General features: G+C 30.3%; 15 protein-coding genes and 1 pseudogene. 10 read left to right on the top strand and 6 right to left on the bottom strand.

From position 1 onward, the window contains the following. Nucleotides 1-10 precede the first annotated feature (10 nt). Genes ELQ06_RS02330 through nth form a run of 3 tightly spaced genes read right to left on the bottom strand, consistent with a single transcriptional unit; the run spans nt 11 to nt 1,927 of the window. Entirely contained in the window at nt 11-643 is a 633-nt protein-coding gene (locus ELQ06_RS02330; RefSeq protein ID WP_052781975.1) for a trimeric intracellular cation channel family protein, read from the bottom strand. Between the two features lie 10 nt (nt 644-653). Continuing rightward, nucleotides 654-1,304 (bottom strand): DNA/RNA non-specific endonuclease, encoded by a 651-nt coding sequence (locus tag ELQ06_RS02325; protein ID WP_052794084.1) that lies wholly within the window; start codon nt 1,302-1,304, stop codon nt 654-656. Continuing rightward, nucleotides 1,301-1,927 carry an endonuclease III gene (gene nth / locus ELQ06_RS02320; protein WP_002852225.1) on the bottom strand — a complete coding sequence of 209 codons (627 nt, stop codon included), beginning with the start codon at nt 1,925-1,927 and terminating at the stop codon, nt 1,301-1,303. Before nth ends, ELQ06_RS02325 begins: the two co-directional genes overlap by 4 nt. Before the next feature lie 80 nt (nt 1,928-2,007). Here nth and peb4 point away from each other — a divergent pair, with 80 nt between their 5' ends. The 5 genes from peb4 to ELQ06_RS02295 all read left to right on the top strand — a co-directional run bounded on the left by peb4 (nt 2,008) and on the right by ELQ06_RS02295 (nt 7,242). Beyond that, nucleotides 2,008-2,829, top strand: coding sequence for a peptidylprolyl isomerase PEB4 (gene peb4, locus ELQ06_RS02315; RefSeq protein ID WP_002852119.1), 822 nt, complete (start codon nt 2,008-2,010; stop codon nt 2,827-2,829). Further along, nucleotides 2,829-3,893 carry a class II fructose-bisphosphate aldolase gene (gene fbaA, locus ELQ06_RS02310; protein ID WP_052797783.1) on the top strand — a complete coding sequence of 355 codons (1,065 nt, stop codon included), beginning with the start codon at nt 2,829-2,831 and terminating at the stop codon, nt 3,891-3,893. The genes peb4 and fbaA overlap by 1 nt, the downstream gene beginning before the upstream one ends. A gap of 94 nt (nt 3,894-3,987) precedes the next feature. Continuing rightward, on the top strand, nt 3,988-5,430 hold the full coding sequence (locus tag ELQ06_RS02305; protein ID WP_134237464.1) for a MotA/TolQ/ExbB proton channel family protein: 1,443 nt from the start codon (nt 3,988-3,990) through the stop codon (nt 5,428-5,430). Continuing rightward, nucleotides 5,427-6,380, top strand: a complete 954-nt coding sequence (locus tag ELQ06_RS02300; protein ID WP_002852313.1) for an OmpA family protein — start codon at nt 5,427-5,429, stop codon at nt 6,378-6,380. Before ELQ06_RS02305 ends, ELQ06_RS02300 begins: the two co-directional genes overlap by 4 nt. Next, nucleotides 6,367-7,242, top strand: coding sequence for a 1-aminocyclopropane-1-carboxylate deaminase/D-cysteine desulfhydrase (locus ELQ06_RS02295; protein ID WP_052794080.1), 876 nt, complete (start codon nt 6,367-6,369; stop codon nt 7,240-7,242). Before ELQ06_RS02300 ends, ELQ06_RS02295 begins: the two co-directional genes overlap by 14 nt. On the opposite strand, the gene ELQ06_RS02290 is transcribed toward ELQ06_RS02295, so the two are convergent. Genes ELQ06_RS02290 through ELQ06_RS02280 form a run of 3 tightly spaced genes read right to left on the bottom strand, consistent with a single transcriptional unit; the run spans nt 7,234 to nt 10,996 of the window. Continuing rightward, the gene (locus tag ELQ06_RS02290) at nt 7,234-8,577 is read right to left on the bottom strand and encodes a sodium-dependent transporter (protein ID WP_002901991.1); all 1,344 of its coding nucleotides are present in this window, start codon (nt 8,575-8,577) and stop codon (nt 7,234-7,236) included. The two genes, ELQ06_RS02295 and ELQ06_RS02290, sit on opposite strands and share 9 nt — an antisense overlap. Nucleotides 8,578-8,627: 50 nt before the next feature. Then, complete coding sequence (locus ELQ06_RS02285; protein WP_002856871.1) at nt 8,628-9,296, bottom strand: MOSC domain-containing protein; 669 nt, start codon at nt 9,294-9,296, stop codon at nt 8,628-8,630. Then, a complete protein-coding gene (locus tag ELQ06_RS02280) occupies nt 9,293-10,996 on the bottom strand; it encodes a protein-disulfide reductase DsbD (protein WP_052794079.1) in 1,704 nt (567 codons plus the stop codon). The genes ELQ06_RS02285 and ELQ06_RS02280 overlap by 4 nt, the downstream gene beginning before the upstream one ends. A 94-nt stretch (nt 10,997-11,090) precedes the next feature. Between ELQ06_RS02280 and ppk2 the strand changes: the two are divergent. From ppk2 to ELQ06_RS02255, 5 genes and pseudogenes are all read left to right on the top strand, one after another. Continuing rightward, nucleotides 11,091-11,973 (top strand): annotated as a pseudogene (gene ppk2, locus ELQ06_RS02275) (polyphosphate kinase 2). A gap of 8 nt (nt 11,974-11,981) precedes the next feature. Then, complete coding sequence (locus tag ELQ06_RS02270) at nt 11,982-13,172, top strand: M20 family metallopeptidase (protein WP_052794078.1); 1,191 nt, start codon at nt 11,982-11,984, stop codon at nt 13,170-13,172. 67 nt (nt 13,173-13,239) lie between these two features. After that, nucleotides 13,240-14,412 (top strand): efflux RND transporter periplasmic adaptor subunit, encoded by a 1,173-nt coding sequence (locus ELQ06_RS02265; protein WP_002921179.1) that lies wholly within the window; start codon nt 13,240-13,242, stop codon nt 14,410-14,412. After that, on the top strand, nt 14,412-16,337 hold the full coding sequence (locus ELQ06_RS02260; RefSeq protein ID WP_052794077.1) for an ABC transporter permease: 1,926 nt from the start codon (nt 14,412-14,414) through the stop codon (nt 16,335-16,337). The genes ELQ06_RS02265 and ELQ06_RS02260 overlap by 1 nt, the downstream gene beginning before the upstream one ends. A gap of 1 nt (nt 16,338) precedes the next feature. Continuing rightward, entirely contained in the window at nt 16,339-17,709 is a 1,371-nt protein-coding gene (locus ELQ06_RS02255; protein WP_052794076.1) for a TolC family protein, read from the top strand.

The raw sequence follows: 17,709 nt of genomic DNA, 5'->3' as shown, positions 1-17,709 counted from the left end.
CAACGATAAATTATTTTTCTTCATTGTAAGAAAAAATAGGTAAAGACCATTGATATTTGATAGCTAAAAGCCTTGCAAAAACTCCTATAAAAAGAGTTAAAAGTGTGCAAACTAGGGCATTAAGCTCAAGCCAAATTATTAGAGAATAATAGATTGCTCCTGCAATTATGGCAATTCCTGCATAAATTTCTTTTTGAAACACCAAGGGGATTCTCATACATAAAATATCTCTTAAAATTCCACCAAAAACACCGGTAATTACAGCGGCAGCAACGGCTATGATAAAGCCATGGTTTTGATTTATAGCTATTTGAGCTCCAAGTATGCTAAAAACAACAAGTCCTATAGCATCAAGAGTTAGAAATAAAGTTTCAAGTTTGGTTACTACGCGCGGAATTTTTGTGGCTACAAGGGCGCAAAAACAGATTAAAATAATATATTCAGGATGTTTAACCCAAGTTAAAGGATAATGTCCTAAAAGTACATCTCGTATGCTTCCGCCTCCAATTGCTGTTACGAGAGCAATAAAAATAACTCCAAAAAGATCCATTTTGTGGCGTCCTGCAGCTAAAGCTCCTGTCATTCCTTCTGCGGAAATACCTATGATATAAAGAGTGGTTATCGTAAGAGCATTTATCTCCATAATTTATACCTTAAAATTTATCACAATTTATTTGATACTGTTTAATATTTTCATCATTTACTTCGTGGTTTGGTGCTTGATAGCATTCTTTAAATTTAGGAGTTTTAATAATTTTCACATAAAAACTTGGTATAGCAATACGGTTTTTAATGTATTGTGGTTCTTTATCGTAAAGTACCAAATTTAAAACTTCGATACTTTGAAATTCTAAAGCTAAATTTCTTTCTCTTTGTTCGATTTCATTCCAAATTTTATTATTTATTTGTGCATTTTGTGGGGTAATATTACTCATTAAAAATACTGAATTTTGAGCAGCTTTACTAAAGCTAAAAGAAGCATTGGGTGCAGTGTGTCCTCGTGTGTAACCACTGTTTTTATAATCACTCCAAGTAGCGCGGTATTTTTTAGGAATATTTGTATCATCTTCAAAGCGAGGGCGTTTTTTGATTTGTCTATCTTTCAAATTTGAAGCTTCTACCTTATAAGCAACAGCTTTTGTGCCTTTGAGTTTATAATCATAGCAATTTAGATAAAAAAACTTATCCAAGATTTGCGAGCAATTTATATTGTTAAAATAAGAAGAAAAATCAGCACTAGGCTTGTAAGGTTCTAAGGCAAAAATATTAAGAGATATAGCGAGTAAAAAGATGAAAATTTTCATTTAAGTTCCTTATCTTTACTTTTGCAAAGATGATTTAAAAAACATTCTTTACATAAAGGTTTTTTAGCTTTACAGGTGTAACGTCCAAAAAGAACCATGGCCTGATGAAGATAGTTAAGATTATCTTTAAATGTGCGTGTTAAATCTTCTTCTGTAGCTTCTGGAGTTTTTGCTTTGCTAAGTCCTAAGCGGTGAGAAACTCTAAAAACATGAGTATCTACAGCCATGAAATTTGCTCCGCACCATTCTATTAAAACCACATGAGCGGTTTTTTGTCCTACGCCTGCTAAGGATTTTAAATTTTGTTCATCAAGGGGAATTTCTCCGTCAAAATTTTCACAAACTGCTTTTGCCATTTTTATAAGATTTTGTGCTTTATTATTAAAAAATGAACAAGTTTGTATATAGGTTTTAAGACTTGATAAATTTGCATTTGCAAGGGATTTGATATCAGGATAAGCTTTAAAAAGATCAGGAGTGATGAGATTAACTCTTTTATCAGTGCATTGGGCTGAAAGCATTACGCAGACTAAAAGCTCATATAAATTTGAAAATTTAAGCTCTGTTACAGGCTTGTCAAAATGTTTTAAAAAAAGTTCTTTGATTTCTAAATTTCTTTTCATTTTTTAATTTTAGTTAATTAGCTTTAAACCAAGTTTAGATATAATTGATTTTATATACATTTTATTAAAAAGGAAACCTAATGAAAAAATTTTCTTTAGTCGCAGCAACTTTGATTGCAGGTGTAGTTTTAAATGTAAATGCAGCTACAGTAGCTACTGTTAATGGCAAGAGCATTAGCGATACAGAAGTAAGTGAATTTTTTGCCCCTATGCTTAGAGGACAGGATTTTAAAACTTTGCCAGATAATCAAAAAAAAGCTCTTATTCAGCAATATATTATGCAAGATTTAATTTTGCAAGATGCTAAAAAACAAAATTTAGAAAAAGACCCTTTATACACAAAAGAACTTGATCGTGCAAAAGATGCAATACTTGTTAATGTTTATCAAGAGAAAATTTTAAATACTATTAAAATTGATGCGGCTAAAGTTAAAGCTTTTTATGATCAAAATAAAGACAAATATGTAAAACCTGCAAGAGTGCAAGCAAAACATATCTTAGTAGCGACAGAAAAAGAAGCTAAGGATATTATTAACGAACTTAAAGGTTTAAAAGGTAAAGAACTAGATGCTAAATTTAGTGAACTTGCTAAAGAAAAATCAATTGATCCAGGTTCAAAAAATCAAGGTGGCGAGCTTGGTTGGTTTGATCAATCAACTATGGTAAAACCTTTTACAGATGCTGCTTTTGCACTTAAAAATGGTACTATTACTACAACTCCGGTAAAAACGAATTTTGGTTATCATGTAATCTTAAAAGAAAATTCACAGGCTAAAGGTCAAATCAAATTTGATGAAGTAAAACAAGGTATTGAAAACGGACTTAAATTTGAAGAATTTAAAAAAGTTATCAATCAAAAAGGCCAAGATCTCTTAAATAGTGCTAAAGTGGAATATAAATAATGGGTGTTTTAGACATTGTAAAAGCAGGGGTGATTAGCGGAGATGAGCTTAATAAAATTTATGACTATGCTAAAGCAGAGGGTTTTGCTATCCCTGCTGTTAATGTTGTAGGAACTGATTCTATTAATGCGGTTTTAGAAGCTGCAAAAAAAGTTAACTCTCCAGTTATTATCCAGTTTTCAAATGGTGGGGCAAAATTTTATGCAGGGAAAATTTGTCCTAATGGAGAAGTTTTGGGTGCAATTAGTGGGGCTAAACATGTACATTTACTTGCTAAAGCTTATGGTGTACCTGTGATTTTACACACTGATCATGCTGCAAGAAAACTTTTGCCTTGGATTGATGGGCTTATTGAGGCAAATGCGCAATATAAACAAACTCATGGACAAGCTTTATTTAGTTCTCATATGCTTGATCTTAGCGAAGAAAGTTTAGAAGAAAATCTTAGCACTTGTGAAGTTTATCTTCAAAAACTTGATGCTTTAGGTGTCGCGCTTGAAATAGAATTAGGTTGTACAGGTGGCGAAGAAGATGGAGTGGATAATACAGGTATTGATAATTCCAAGCTTTATACCCAACCAGAAGATGTAGCTCTTGCATATGAAAGACTTGGAAAAATTAGTGATAAATTTTCAATCGCAGCAAGCTTTGGAAATGTACATGGAGTTTACAAGCCAGGAAATGTTAGCTTACAACCTGAAATTTTAAAAAATTCGCAAAAATTTGTAAAAGATAAATTTGCTTTAAATAGCGATAAGCCTATAAATTTTGTATTTCATGGCGGTAGCGGTAGTGAGCTAAAAGATATTAAAGATGCAGTAAGCTATGGCGTAATTAAGATGAATATTGACACAGATACCCAATGGGCTTTTTGGGATGGGGTGCGTGAATATGAACTTAAAAATAGGGCTTATTTGCAAGGACAAATTGGAAATCCAGAAGGTGATGACAAGCCAAATAAAAAATACTATGATCCGCGTGTTTGGTTAAGAAGTGGTGAAGAAAGCATGATAAAACGTCTTGAAATCGCTTTTGAAGATTTAAACTGTATAAACAAAAACTAAGCATTTTAAAGGCTTAGTTTTATTTTGTTTTAAAAATTTTTATCAAATTAAGTAGCAATCTTTAAAATAAAATTTTTAATGAGGTATTGGTTTCATGGATATTAAATCAGATGAAATTTCAGAACTTGTTTTGCCTGAAGGCAAAGATGCAAGAGGTTCTTTGGTTTATTTTAAAATTATTTTTATTCCAGCTTTTCTTTATATTTTGATTTTATTGGGTTATTTTAATGTAATTGACTTTAAGGTCGAATTACATACGGTTATTATGACAGGTGTGATTTTTTTTACAGCATTGATTTTTGCTAGACATAGTGCTGAGTATGCGTATAGTATTTTTGAACAACAAAAAGATGAATTTAAACAGGCTTTAAAAAGACATATTATGAGGCATTTTCTTGCCATAGGGAAAGACATGAAATCAAATGCCAATTTTGATGACTTTGCTTATACATATATTAAGGGTGCAAGAAATGAGAATTTTGCTAGTATAGGTTCGGCAATTTTTCCAATGATGGGAATTTTAGGAACTTTTATCAGTATAGCTTTTTCAATGCCAAATTTTAGTTCTAGTGATACAGCCGCTTTAGAACAAGAAATTGCAGATTTGTTAAGTGGAGTGGGAACTGCTTTTTATGTTTCAATTTATGGAATTTTTCTTGCATTATGGTGGATGTTTTTTGAAAAATATGGTAAAAGCAAAATAGATCGTTTGCTAAATCGTCAAAAAAACTCTACAAGTGGATTTTTTTGGACAAAAGAAGAGCTTGATCAAAGATATTTAACTGAGAGTTTGCAACATTTTGAAAAAATTGGAGCAATTTTTAAACAAGTTAGTAATGATGATTTTTTTGCAGAGCTTGATCATGCTATTGATAGAAAATTTGGTATTTTCCAAGATATACTAAATGTAGAAGAAAAGGCTATTAGATTAAGTAGTGAACATATCAAACAAACCATGGGTGAGCTTAGTAAAGCACAAAGAGATCAACGCGATCTTGGAAAGCTTTATAGTGAAATGTTAAATGGTATAGGTTTGCTCAATCAAAATTTAAAAGAAATCAATACAAGAATGTCAGAACAATATAATCGCTTGCTTGATATCAGTAGTGATAAAATTCATCATCTTGATAAGACGCTAAGTGCATTCGATGAAAAAATAGAGCGTTTTGGTAAAAATTTTGAACTTTATGAAAAAGCAATGTTGGAAAGTCAAGAAAAGGTTTTTGAGGGATTTAAAGCAAGCTTGTTTGAAGGTATGCATAAATTTAAAGAAGTATATGAAGAAGAAAAAAGTATTGATGCTAAAATCAAAATGATGGATGAGCTTAAAAAAGAAATGAAAGCACTTGATGAAGAAACAAGTCAAATGATGAGCAAGCTTTCTGGGGATGAAAATCAGAATAAAGAAAATGAAACCAAACAAATAGAAGATTTTTCAGAGTCTAAGACTGAAGAAAATCAAGATGAAATTCAAGCAGAAATATCTAAGCAAGAAAGCAATGATGAGCTAAAAAATGAAGATAAAGAAAATAAATGAAAAATGAGTCAAAAGAAGATAGCAATTTTTGGATAGCTTATGCTGATTTAATGGCAGGATTGCTGTTTGTTTTTATTTTGCTAATAGGTGCTATTGTTGTAAAATATGTTTTAACTCAAAGTGATTTAAAAGAAATCAAAGATAATCTCAATAAACAAGAGGCACGCTTAGAGGAGAGTAAAGAAGAGCTTAGAAATAAAGAAGCCATAGTGTTTAAACTAAGTTCTGATTTAAACAATGCTTCTAGTGCTTTAAATCTTGCTAATTCTCAAAAAGCAGAATTAGAGGCTAATATTACAAATTACAAGCAGTTAAGCAAAGATTTAAACTCAACTTTAGATAATAAAGATAAGCAAATTTTGATTTTACTAGGTCAACTAGAGAAAAAAGATGAAGAGCTTAAAAATTTACAAGAAGATTTTCAAAAAGCTAAAGAAAAGGTGCAAAATCTTGGTTTGATTCGTGAAAATTTAAGCAAGGAATTACAAAGCAAACTTGATAATAATATCACTATAGATGAAAAGACAGGATCTATTTCTTTGCCTGCTGAAGTACTTTTTGATAAGGATTCTTATGTGTTAAAAAATGAGGCAAAGGCAAGTTTGAGAAAAATCTTAAGCGAATATTTTGATGCTATTCTTGAAGATCCAAAAATTTTTTCTAACATTGAAAATATCATTATTGAAGGACATACTGATAGTGATGGATCTTATATTTATAATTTAGATTTGTCGCAAAAAAGAGCTTATGAGGTGATGAATTTTATCTATACTTTTTATAAGAGTGATAAGCTTCAAAAGCTTTTAATGGCAAGTGGACGTTCTTTTTCAGATCCCGTGTTTGTCAACGGAGTTGAAGATAAGGATAAGAGTCGTCGCATAGAAATAAAATTTAGCATTAAAAATGATAATGCTTTAAAAGATGTAGAAAAATTCTTTGAATTTCATTAAAACAATTAGTCCTATACAAAAAATCAATTTTAACGGATTTGAATTTTATATTAAAAGAGATGATTTATTAGGAGAAATTAATGGAAATAAAGCTAGGAAACTTGCTTTTTATATCCATCAAAGATATCCTAAAAATCAATCTTTTGTAAGTTATGGAGGAAGCCAAAGTAATGCTTTGGCGGCATTAAGTATTTTTGCTAAACAAAGATCATATAAGCTTGTTTTTGCTTGTGAAAAAATTTCTACTTTTCTTAAGAATAATCCTTGTGGAAACTATGCTTTAGCTTTAGAAAATGGTGTTGATTTTGTAGAAAATATCCATTCTTTATCCTTAAAGCAATTTGCTTTGTCTTTGTGTAAAAAAGATGATATTTTTATAGAACAAGGCATAGCTAATTTAGAAGCTCAATATGGCTATATGGAACTTGCTCAAGAAATTCAAATGCAAAGTCAAAGTTTAAAGCTTGATTTTGATATTTTTTTACCTTCAGGTACAGGCACTTCGGCAGCTTTTTTAGCAAAGTATTCTAAATTTAAAGTATTTACTTGCGCTTGTGTAGGTGATATTAAATATCTTAAAAAACAAATTTTAACATTAGATCCAAGCTATGATTTTTCAAATTTAGAATTTTTAACAAGTGATAAAAAATATCACTTTGCTAAGCCGTATAAAGAATTTTATGAGCTTTATATGAATTTAAAGTTAAAGTGCAATATAGAATTTGACTTGTTGTATGATATTTTAGGATTAAGTATAGCATTAAAACAAGAGTGGAAAAAACCATTGCTTTATATACATCAAGGTGGAATTTTGGGAAATTCCACTATGTTAGAGAGATATAAATTTAAAAAATTAGTTTAAAATTCCATAGATAAAAATGATTAAAATAATCAAAGGCACTATATATTTTACATAATAAAACCAAATTCCAAACCATGAACTTTTAAGTGTATTGTTATTGCTAAGTTCTTTTAGACTTTCTTGTTTACCTAAAATCCAACCTACATAAATGCAGCAAAAAAATGCAGTTAAAATAAACAAAATATTTCCACTAATGAAATCAAAACTATCAAAAATGTTTTTTCCTTTGATGATAACAATATCACGCCAAGGCCCATAAGTTAGAATACAGGGAAGATTGCCAAGTATGAAGATAAACCCTAGAGTTAGGTTAATAGAAAGATTTTTAGAATATTTAAATTTTTCTTCTAATACGCTAATAATAACTTGATAAATTGGCAAGCTTGTGGTTAAAGCTGCAATCAAGAGTAAGACAAAAAATAAAATACACACAATGGTGCCAAAATGGATATGAGAAAATGCTATAGGTAAAGTTTCAAAAACCAAAGAAGGCCCGCTATCTGGAGCAAGTCCCGCTGAGAAAAGTGCTGGAAAAATCATAAAACCAGCCAAAACAGCTATGATAGTATTTAAAACCCCTGTATAAATAGCGGTTTTTGCCATATTTTCATTTTTATTAAGATGAGATGAAAGTGTTATCATTACCCCAAAACCTAGGGATAAAGCAAAAAAGACTTGCCCTAAAACATCGATTAAAAGTTTTGGTGATAAAATTTTACTAAAATCAGGTTCAAGATAAAATTTAACTCCAGCCATAGCTCCATCAAGGGTTAAATTGCGTCCTACAACAATAATAAGACAGATAAATAATAAAGGCATTAAAAATTTTACGGATTTTTCTATACCATCTATAATGCCTCTTTTTAAAATAATATAATTAATAATTACAAAAACAGTGGTAAAAATACCAACTCCTAAAGGATTGAAGGCTATTTTGTCGTTAAAAAACTGATGAGTAAATTCTTTGCTTACTACATTGGCAAGGCTAAAATTCCCTAGGGTTAATTCCCAAATATAAACTAAAACCCATCCTCCAAGTACCATGTAGTAAGCCATTATACCAAAGCTTCCTAAAAGTCCCATATATCCAATACTTTGCCATTTTTGTTTGAAAGCATCTACACTATTTGTCATCGCTTTTCTGCCTATGACATTTTCAACTAAAATAACAGGAATGCCTATGATAATCATGGCTATACAAAAAACTAATACATAAGCACCGCCACCATTTTCTCCTACAAGATAGGGAAAACGCCAAGTTGCTCCAAATCCTATGGTTGCTCCAGCAACTGTTAGAATATAAGTTAGTGTGCTACTCCATGTTTGTCTTTGCATGATTATCCTTTCGAAAAAGAATTATTTTACCTAAAAATAACTTTAAAAACTTATAAGCTATCCATATAGCTTATATCGTAAGTATTTTTTAAGCGTTTGTGTATCGTTTCGTGCCAATTTTGAGATATGAGAGAGTTTAATTTTTCTAATTTATCTAATAAAATCGGATTTTGTCTAAGAGCTTGATGTGGGGAGTAAAAAAGTTGATTGAGTTCAAATACACTAAGTGAAGTAGAATTTTTTTCTAAAATTTTAATATTTTCATACTTTCGTATTTGTCCAACTTGTAAAACTTTATAATACCATCCACTCAAGCCCGTTTTAAAAATTTCATGTGTAAAATTTGAATTATTGTGAATTTTAGAAATTTTTACACAAGGTTTTCTAGGTTCGCTTACTTGCAGTATTGCATTTGAAATTTGATGTATATCACCTATGCAAACATTTTGTTCACAAAGCCCATCGATGCTCAAATTTTCACCCATTGAGCCAAAATTTAGCTTTTTATTAAGAAATCTTTCCCATATAGGATAGTTTTGACAAGAGTTGGCAAAAATAGCCTTATGGTAGCCTCCATGATGAATTTTATCAGCTATTTGATCATCTAAAATACCTAGAAAATCAATTTGTGTTTCTTCTAGGTAAGTGTCTTTAATAAATGCGCTTTGGAAATTTTTATAGTTTTTAATTTTCCCTATTTGCAAACTTTGAATTTTCATGGTTCTAGTTTTTTTAATAAATCATCAGCACTGATAAAACCCGTGATTTTTAATTTTTCTTTTCCATTTTCAAAGAAAATTAAAACAGGTGGCCCAAAAACATTAAATTCTTTCATGGTTTTAATTTGTTCATTATTATTTTCACTTACATCAACTTTGATAAGTTTGTAATTTTGCATTTTTTGTATGATTCTTTCATCGCTAAAGGTTAATTCATCTAAAAGTTTGCAATTTTCACACCAAGATGCAGTAAAATCAAGCATTATGGGCTTTGTATTTGTTTGTATTTCTTGCTTTAATTGTTCAAAATTGTTGATATAATCATAGCTTAAAGCATGTTTTGAGGCAGATATAGTATTGAAATTTAAAGGATTTAAGAAATTTTTAGCCCCAAAAAGTCCTCCTAGGAAAATACTTAGAGAATAAGCTAAAATAAGAATTAAAATACTTTTTTTAATTTTAGAAATTATTGTAAAACTTTTTTCAAAAATTCCCATAAAAACACTAAAAAATACACCTAAAATTCCATAGGCAATTAAAATGTAATTTTCTTCAATAATTCTAGAAAGTATCCAAATAGCCATAGCCAACATAACAAAACCAAAGAAAATTTTTACTTTTTCCATCCAAAAACCAGGTTTAATAAAACCTAATCCTAAACCTATGAAAAGCAAAGGTATACCCATGCCAAAACTCATGATAAAAAGTGCACTACCACCTAATAAAGCATTGCCTGTATTGGCTATATAAATTAAAGCACCTGCTAAAGGAGCTGCTACGCAAGGACCTACTATTAAAGCAGATAAAAATCCCATGATGGCTATACCTACAACTCCCTTCCCTTTTTCGCTTTTTTTATGTATAAAGGTTTGAAATTTTAACGGCAATTCAAAACGAAAAGCTCCAAACATAGCAAAAGCAAAAGCTATGAAAATTAGAGCAAAAAGAATTAAAATAATAGGTTTTTGTAAAATTCCTTGAATACTTGCTCCTAGAAAACTTGCTATAACTCCAGCAATAGCATAGGCTAAGGACATGAAAAAAACATAGATAAAAGAGAGAAAAAAACTATATTTTTTTGAAAATTTAGCATTACTTTTTGCTATGATAAGAGAAGATAAAATCGGAATCATAGGTAAAATACAAGGTGTTAAGGAGAGTAAAAGTCCATAGCCAAAAAAACTTAGCAAAATCCAAAAAAAGTTATCTGTTGCTAAAAAATTTGCTATAGAACTTTCTTTAGATTCAATTTTAATTTTTTTATCTGTTTTTTGAGCTTTGTAAGGTTTTGAAATTTCAAAAGCATCTTTTTTAGAAATGAGATCAAAGTACCAAGTTTGAGGATTATAACACAAGCCTTGTTCAGAACAGCCTTGAAATTCGAGTTTGATTAAATTTGTAGTATTTTTCGCAAAGCGCTCTAGTAATAAATTTGGCAAAGCTAAATTTAATTTTTGATAATAAACAATTTCATTACCTCTTGTAGAACTTTGAGGTAGATTAATCAAAGAACTTATATCTTTTTCATTTATATATAATTTAAGTTTATTAGAATAAAGATAAATATTTTTTCCAAGTTCAATATCAATTGAGATAGAGTTATTATAAGAGTTCGATTTTACATTAAAAGCTTCGTTTAAAGACAATATAGAAGCAAAACATAAACAAAAACTTAATAAAATAATACCAAAAATACGCATAAATTTCCTAAAAACTTATTTTTTCTTTTGTTTTTAGCTTCAATTATAATTTATTATGGTAAATTTGCTTTAAATACTTTATAAAGGTTTGAAAATGCAAGAAAATAATTCTCCAAAAGCACAAGCGACTGTTAAAAAGAATGAAATTTATGTTTCTGTTAAAAGAAAGAAAAGTACAATAGAAGCATGAAAAAGATTTAAAGAATTTGCAAATTGAGCTTTTGAAATTTCAAAATCATGTTAAAGCTAAGGGTTTAAAGGTTCTTATACTTATAGAAGGACGTGATGCGGCTGGAAAAGGTGGAGCGATTAAATGTTTGATTGAGTATTTAAACCCGCGTGATTGCCGCGTTGTGGCTTTTGAAAAACCTAGTGATGTGGAGAAAACATAGTGGTATTTTCAGCGTTATATAGCACATTTTCCCTCAGCCGGTGAGATTGTGATTTTTGACAGATCTTGGTATAATCGCGCAGGAGTAGAACCGGTTATGGGTTTTTGTACACCGCAACAATATAAAGATTTTTTAAGAGAAGTGCCTTTGTTTGAAAATATGATTTCAAATAGTGATATTATTTTTTTTAAATTTTATTTTTCAGTATCAAAAGATGAGCAAAAAAAACGTTTTGAAAAACGTCGAAGTGATCCACTTAAACAATATAAATTATCTTCTGTGGATCAAAAATCGCAAGAATTATGGGATAAATATACTTTAGCTAAATATTCTATGCTTTTAGCATCTAATACTCCAACTTGTCCTTGGACTATTATTTCTTCTGATGATAAGAAAAAAGCAAGATTAAATTTATTGCGTTTTATACTTTCTAAGGTAGAATATCCAAATAAAAAAACTGGAGATTTTTCCAAAATTGATACCAAATTAGTGCGTAGTGGAGAAGAAGAAATACGAAAAATGGAGGCGAATTTGGAAAAATTTGACAGCAAAAAAGCAGACGAGAAAATAAAAGATTTAGATTAAGGAAAAGAATGCAAAAGCTGGTTGAAAATTTAGCACTAAAGTACTATGATAAAGTGGTTGATTTAAGACATCAAATTCATATGCATCCTGAGCTTGAATTTGAAGAAGAAAATACAGCTCATTTAGTGTGTAAAATTTTAGATGAGTTTGGCATTAAATATCAAAAAAATATTGCAAAAACAGGAATTTTAGCTATTATAGAAGGAAAAAAGAAGAGTCAGAAAAAACCAAAATGCGTTCTTTTAAGAGCGGATATGGATGCTTTGCCTGTGCAAGAAAAAACTAATCTAAATTATGCTTCAAAAATTGATGGTAAGATGCACGCATGTGGACATGATGGACATACAGCAGGACTTTTGGGAGCTGCTTTGATATTAAATGAGCTTAAAGATGAATTTTGTGGCACGATTAAATTTATGTTTCAGCCCGCAGAAGAGGGAAGCGGTGGAGCTAAACCTATGATAGAATCAGGTGTATTGGAAAATCCTTATGTTGATGCAGTTTTTGGTTGTCATTTATGGGGGCCTTTGCTTGAAAATACTGCTCAAATTGTAAGTGGTGAAATGATGGCTGGAACGGATATTTTTGATTTGGAATTTATTGGCAGAGGAGGGCATGGAGCTCATCCGCACACTTGTATAGATCCTATAATTATGACAACGCAATTTGTAAATAATATACAAAGTGTTATTTCTAGACGTTTAGCCCCTTATGAAGCAGGGGTGATTACCGTAGGTCAAATTTGTGCAGGAACTACTTATAATGTTATTCCTACAAATGCTTATTTAAAAGGAACTGTGCGTTTTTTAAATGATAAAACACAAGATATTTTAAAAAGTTCTTTAGAAGAAGTGGCTGCTGCTACAGCAAAATCTAATGGTGGAGATTATAAGCTTAAATATACTAAAGAATTTCCTCCATTGATTAATGATGAAAAAGCTGCTTTAATAGCAAGAAAAGCTTTTGCAAAGGTCTTAGGAGAAGAAAATATCATTGTTTCTTCTAAACCTGACATGGGGGCTGAAGATTTTGCTTTTTTAACACGAGAAAGAATGGGGGCTTATGTATTTGTTGGAATTTCAAAGGATTTAAATCATCCAGCTTTGCACCATAGTTCTACTTTTTGTTGGGATGATGAAAATTTAAAAGTTTTAATGCAGGGTGATGTGATGATGGCTTTAGAATTTTTAAATTTATAAAATAGAATTAAAAATTCACAAAAAATGAGTAAAATTTAATCTTGATTTTTCTTTAGGATTTGTTATTATGAAAAAGAAGATTGTTTTAATCATTTTAATTGCAATACTTGGAAGTGTTGGGGCTTATTTTATTTTTTTTAATAATGATGAAAAAATCAGCTATTTAACTCAAAAAATACAAAAAAAAGATATATCTCAAACCATAGAGGCAGTAGGAAAGGTATATGCCAAAGATCAAGTCGATGTGGGTGCTCAAGTTAGCGGACAAATTATAAAACTTTATGTGGATGTGGGAACTCATGTAAAGCAAGGTGATTTGATCGCTCAAATTGACAAAGATAAACAACAAAACGATTTAGATATTACAAAAGCTCAGCTTGAAAGCGCTAAGGCTAATTTAGAGAGTAAAAAAGTTGCTCTTGAGATTGCGAGTAAGCAGTATCAAAGAGAGCAAAAACTTTATGCAGCTAAAGCAAGTTCTCTTGAAAATTTAGAAACTCAAAAAAATAATTATTATACTTTAAAAGCTAATGTTGCAGAGCTTAATGCTCAAGTAGTTCAGCTTGAAATCACTCTTAAAAATGCACAAAAAGATTTAGGTTATACAACCATTACTGCTCCTATGGATGGTGTTGTGATTAATGTAGCTGTAGATGAAGGACAAACGGTTAATGCTAATCAAAACACTCCTACTATAGTCCGTATAGCTAATTTAGATGAAATGGAAGTAAGAATGGAAATAGCAGAGGCTGATGTGAGTAAGATAAAAGTAGGAACAGAGCTTGATTTTTCTTTGCTTAATGATCCTCAAAAAACTTATCATGCTAAGATTGCAAGTATAGATCCAGCTGATACTGAAGTGAGTGATTCTAGTACAAGCTCAAGCTCATCAAGTTCGAGTTCTTCAAGCTCAAGCTCATCAAATGCTATTTATTATTACGCAAAATTTTATGTAGCTAATAAAGATGATTTTTTGCGTATTGGTATGAGTATACAAAATGAAATTGTTGTAGCGAGTGCAAAGGCTGTTTTAGCAGTGCCAACTTATGCAATTAAAAGCGATCCAAAAGGCTATTATGTTGAAATTTTAGAAAATCAAAAAGCTGTTAAAAAATATGTCAAACTTGGCATTAAAGATTCTATCAATACTCAAATTTTAGAAGGCGTAAATGAAAATGAAGAATTGATAGTAAGCTCAAGTGCTGATGGCTTAGCCACTAAAATGAAGTTGAGATTTTAATGATTTTTCTTAAAAATATTTGCAAGAATATAGGCGAAAATGCCATTTTAAAAAATGTAAGTTTAAGTATAGAAAAAGGTGAATTTGTTGCTATTATAGGACAAAGTGGAAGTGGTAAAACTTCACTTTTAAATATCATAGGAACATTAGATACGCCAAGTAGCGGAACTTATGTTTTTGATGAGTATGAAGTCACTAAACTTAATAACGATGAAAAAGCAAGATTAAGGCGTGAAAAAATAGGCTTTATATTTCAAAGATATAATCTTTTAAGCTTGCTTAGCGCTAAAGAAAATGTTTCTTTACCTGCAGTTTATGCGGGAAAAAATTTACAAGAAAGAAGTCAAAATGCTAAAAAACTCTTAAATGATTTAGAATTAGTTCACAAGTTAGATTCTAAGCCAAACGAATTAAGCGGAGGGCAACAACAACGCGTTTCTATAGCAAGAGCTTTAATCAATGGCGGAGAGCTTATTTTGGCTGATGAGCCAACGGGAGCTTTGGATAGTAAAAGCGGTATTATGGTGCTTGAAATTTTACAAAAACTTAACGTGCAAGGTCATACTATAGTCTTAGTAACTCACGATCCAAAAATTGCAGCACAAGCTAAAAGGGTTATAGAGATTAAAGATGGAGAAATTTTAAGCGATACTAAAAAGGAAAAAGCTCAAGAAAAACTTATTTTAAAAACAATGCCCAAAGAGAAAAAAACACTTACTTTGGTTAAAAATCAAGCCTTTGAATGTTTTAAGATAGCTTATTCTTCCATACTTGCACACAAACTTCGTTCTATTTTAACTATGCTTGGAATCATCATAGGTATTGCTTCTGTAGTTTGTGTTGTAGCTTTAGGATTAGGCTCTCAAGCTAAAGTGCTTGAGTCTATTGCGAGACTCGGGACAAATACTATTGAAATTCGCCCTGGAAAAGGATTTGGGGATTTGCGTTCGGGTAAAACAAGGCTTAATTTTAGTGATTTAGAAACGTTAAGATCTTTAGAATATTTAGAAGCAGTTGATGCTCATTCAAATACTTCAGGAGTGGCAACTTATACCAATATTTCTTTAAGCGCAAGAGCTGAAGGAGTAGGGGTAAATAATTTTGCTATAGAAGGTTTAAGGATAGATGCGGGAAGAATTTTAAATAATGATGATGTAAAAAATAGTACCAATGTTGCTGTATTGGATTTTAATGCTAAAAAAAATCTTTTTCCTGATGAAAAAAGTGAAAATATTTTAGGTCGTGTGGTGCTTTTTAATTCTCAACCTTTTAAGATTATAGGAGTTTTGCAAAAAGATACAGACAAGCCTATAGAAGATAATGTAGTACGTCTTTATATACCCTATACAACACTGATGAATAAGCTTACAGGAGATAGAAATTTGCGTGAAATCATAGTTAAGGTTAAAGATGATGTGAGTTCAACTTTGGCTGAAAATGCTATTATAAGAATTTTAGAAATTAAACGCGGACAAAAGGATTTTTTTACTTTTAATTCTGACACTTTTAAGCAAGCTATTACAGCAAATAAACGCACTACAACCATACTTACCGCTTGTGTGGCTGTGATTGCTTTGATTGTTGGGGGTATAGGAGTGATGAATATCATGCTTGTTTCTGTAAGTGAAAGAACAAGAGAAATAGGCATACGCATGGCTATAGGGGCTAGAAGAGAAGATATTATGATGCAGTTTTTAATTGAAGCGGTTATGATTTGTACTATAGGGGCGATTTTAGGTGTAATTTTATCGATTTTTGTTATTTTTGCTTTTAATACTTTAAGTACGGATTTTCCTATGATTTTAAATGCCTATTCTGTGCTTTTGGGACTTTTAAGTTCTATGTTTATCGGTGTGGTTTTTGGTTTTTTCCCTGCAAGAAATGCAGCAAATTTAAATCCTATTAGTGCATTATCAAAGGAATAAAATGAAAATAATACTTAGCATTTTTTTAGCATTTTTCTTGAGCGCTTGTGGTGTAAAACTTAGCTTGCCTAAAGAAGTTGATTTAACTCAAGAACAAATGAAAGATTTAAATCTTACTTATGATTGGTATAGATCTTATGATAATGCAAAATTAAATGAATTTCTAAATTTTGTTTTATTGAATAATAGTGATATTAATATTGCTAGAAAAACTTTGCTTTCGGCTTTGGCTAGAGCTGATTTGATTGATTATGATTTATATCCGACTTTAAGTGGAAATTTGGGTTTTGGTGGAGATAAAGATTTAAATTCAGGCAAACAAAGTAAAAATTTCAATAATTCTTTAAATTTAAGCTATGAGCTTGATATTTATGGCAAATTAAGAGATAGTGCAAGTGCGAGTGAATTTAGCGCAAAAGCAAGTGCTTATGATCTTGAAAATTTAAAAATAAGTATGATCAATACAGCTTTAAATGATGTGTTTGAGCTGGCTTATTTTAACGATGTAGATAAATTGCTTCGAGCTTATCTTTCAAATTTAGAACAAATGAAAGAGCTTTATAATTATAAATACAAGCTTGGAAAAATAGAAGAATTAGATCTTTTAAACATAGAACAAAGCTTATTAAGAGCTAAACAAAATTTATTAAGCAATGATCAAAATCGTAATTTACTCATAAAAAATTTACAAGATTTATTGGCAAAGCAAGAAGGTTTTGCTTATATAGAGTATTTTAAAACTTTATCTTTAAATGATTTTAAAACCTTAAGTCCTGATTTTAATATACCTTTAAAAGCTTTAGCGTACCGTGCAGATGTGAGATCTAAACTCAATAGCTTAAAATCAGCCTTTAAGGATTATTCTTCCATGCAAAAATCTATTTTGCCTAGTATTTCTTTAGGTGGAGCATTAAGTGGGAGTGATAAAAAAATTGATGATAGTTTTAAATTTGAAATTTTAAGTGGTAATGTTAAGATTTCTTTACCTTTCTTAGATTATGGTAGGGTAAAGCAAAATATCAAAATTTCACAATTTGCTTATGAGCAACTTTTAATTGCTTATGAGCAAACTTTGCAAAGCGCGATGAATGAATTTGCATTGAATTATAAAGATTATCAAAGCGATACCTTGCTCTTGCAAAATTTGCAAAATATTAACATTAAACAAGGGCTTATCACTAAGGCGTATTATGAAAAATATATTTTAGGAAAAAGCGAATTAAAAGATTATTTGGATGCAAGTAATACTTTAAATTCTACCCAGCAAGAATTTTTAAGAGCTAGATTTAATCTTTTAAAAACCATTAATTCTTACTATCAAATCACAGCTTTAAGTTTTAATGATAAAAACTTAGAATTTCCTAAGTATTAA

It is taken from the genome of Campylobacter sp. CH246, from assembly GCF_004378835.1.
Taxonomy (GTDB): domain Bacteria; phylum Campylobacterota; class Campylobacteria; order Campylobacterales; family Campylobacteraceae; genus Campylobacter_D; species Campylobacter_D jejuni.
This window is presented reverse-complemented; position numbering and strand designations above follow the sequence as displayed.

Excerpts from the sequence above, each read along its gene's own strand:
- ELQ06_RS02300 (WP_002852313.1), top strand. The coding sequence starts at position 5,427 with ATGAAAAATGAGTCAAAAGAAGATAGCAATTTTTGGATAGCTTATGCT.
- nth (WP_002852225.1), bottom strand. The coding sequence starts at position 1,927 with ATGAAAAGAAATTTAGAAATCAAAGAACTTTTTTTAAAACATTTTGAC.
- ELQ06_RS02305 (WP_134237464.1), top strand. The coding sequence starts at position 3,988 with ATGGATATTAAATCAGATGAAATTTCAGAACTTGTTTTGCCTGAAGGC.
- ELQ06_RS02325 (WP_052794084.1), bottom strand. The coding sequence starts at position 1,304 with ATGAAAATTTTCATCTTTTTACTCGCTATATCTCTTAATATTTTTGCC.
- ELQ06_RS02330 (WP_052781975.1), bottom strand. The coding sequence starts at position 643 with ATGGAGATAAATGCTCTTACGATAACCACTCTTTATATCATAGGTATT.
- ELQ06_RS02270 (WP_052794078.1), top strand. The coding sequence starts at position 11,982 with ATGCAAAAGCTGGTTGAAAATTTAGCACTAAAGTACTATGATAAAGTG.
- ELQ06_RS02255 (WP_052794076.1), top strand. The coding sequence starts at position 16,339 with ATGAAAATAATACTTAGCATTTTTTTAGCATTTTTCTTGAGCGCTTGT.
- ELQ06_RS02265 (WP_002921179.1), top strand. The coding sequence starts at position 13,240 with ATGAAAAAGAAGATTGTTTTAATCATTTTAATTGCAATACTTGGAAGT.
- peb4 (WP_002852119.1), top strand. The coding sequence starts at position 2,008 with ATGAAAAAATTTTCTTTAGTCGCAGCAACTTTGATTGCAGGTGTAGTT.
- fbaA (WP_052797783.1), top strand. The coding sequence starts at position 2,829 with ATGGGTGTTTTAGACATTGTAAAAGCAGGGGTGATTAGCGGAGATGAG.
- ELQ06_RS02260 (WP_052794077.1), top strand. The coding sequence starts at position 14,412 with ATGATTTTTCTTAAAAATATTTGCAAGAATATAGGCGAAAATGCCATT.
- ELQ06_RS02290 (WP_002901991.1), bottom strand. The coding sequence starts at position 8,577 with ATGCAAAGACAAACATGGAGTAGCACACTAACTTATATTCTAACAGTT.
- ELQ06_RS02285 (WP_002856871.1), bottom strand. The coding sequence starts at position 9,296 with ATGAAAATTCAAAGTTTGCAAATAGGGAAAATTAAAAACTATAAAAAT.
- ELQ06_RS02280 (WP_052794079.1), bottom strand. The coding sequence starts at position 10,996 with ATGCGTATTTTTGGTATTATTTTATTAAGTTTTTGTTTATGTTTTGCT.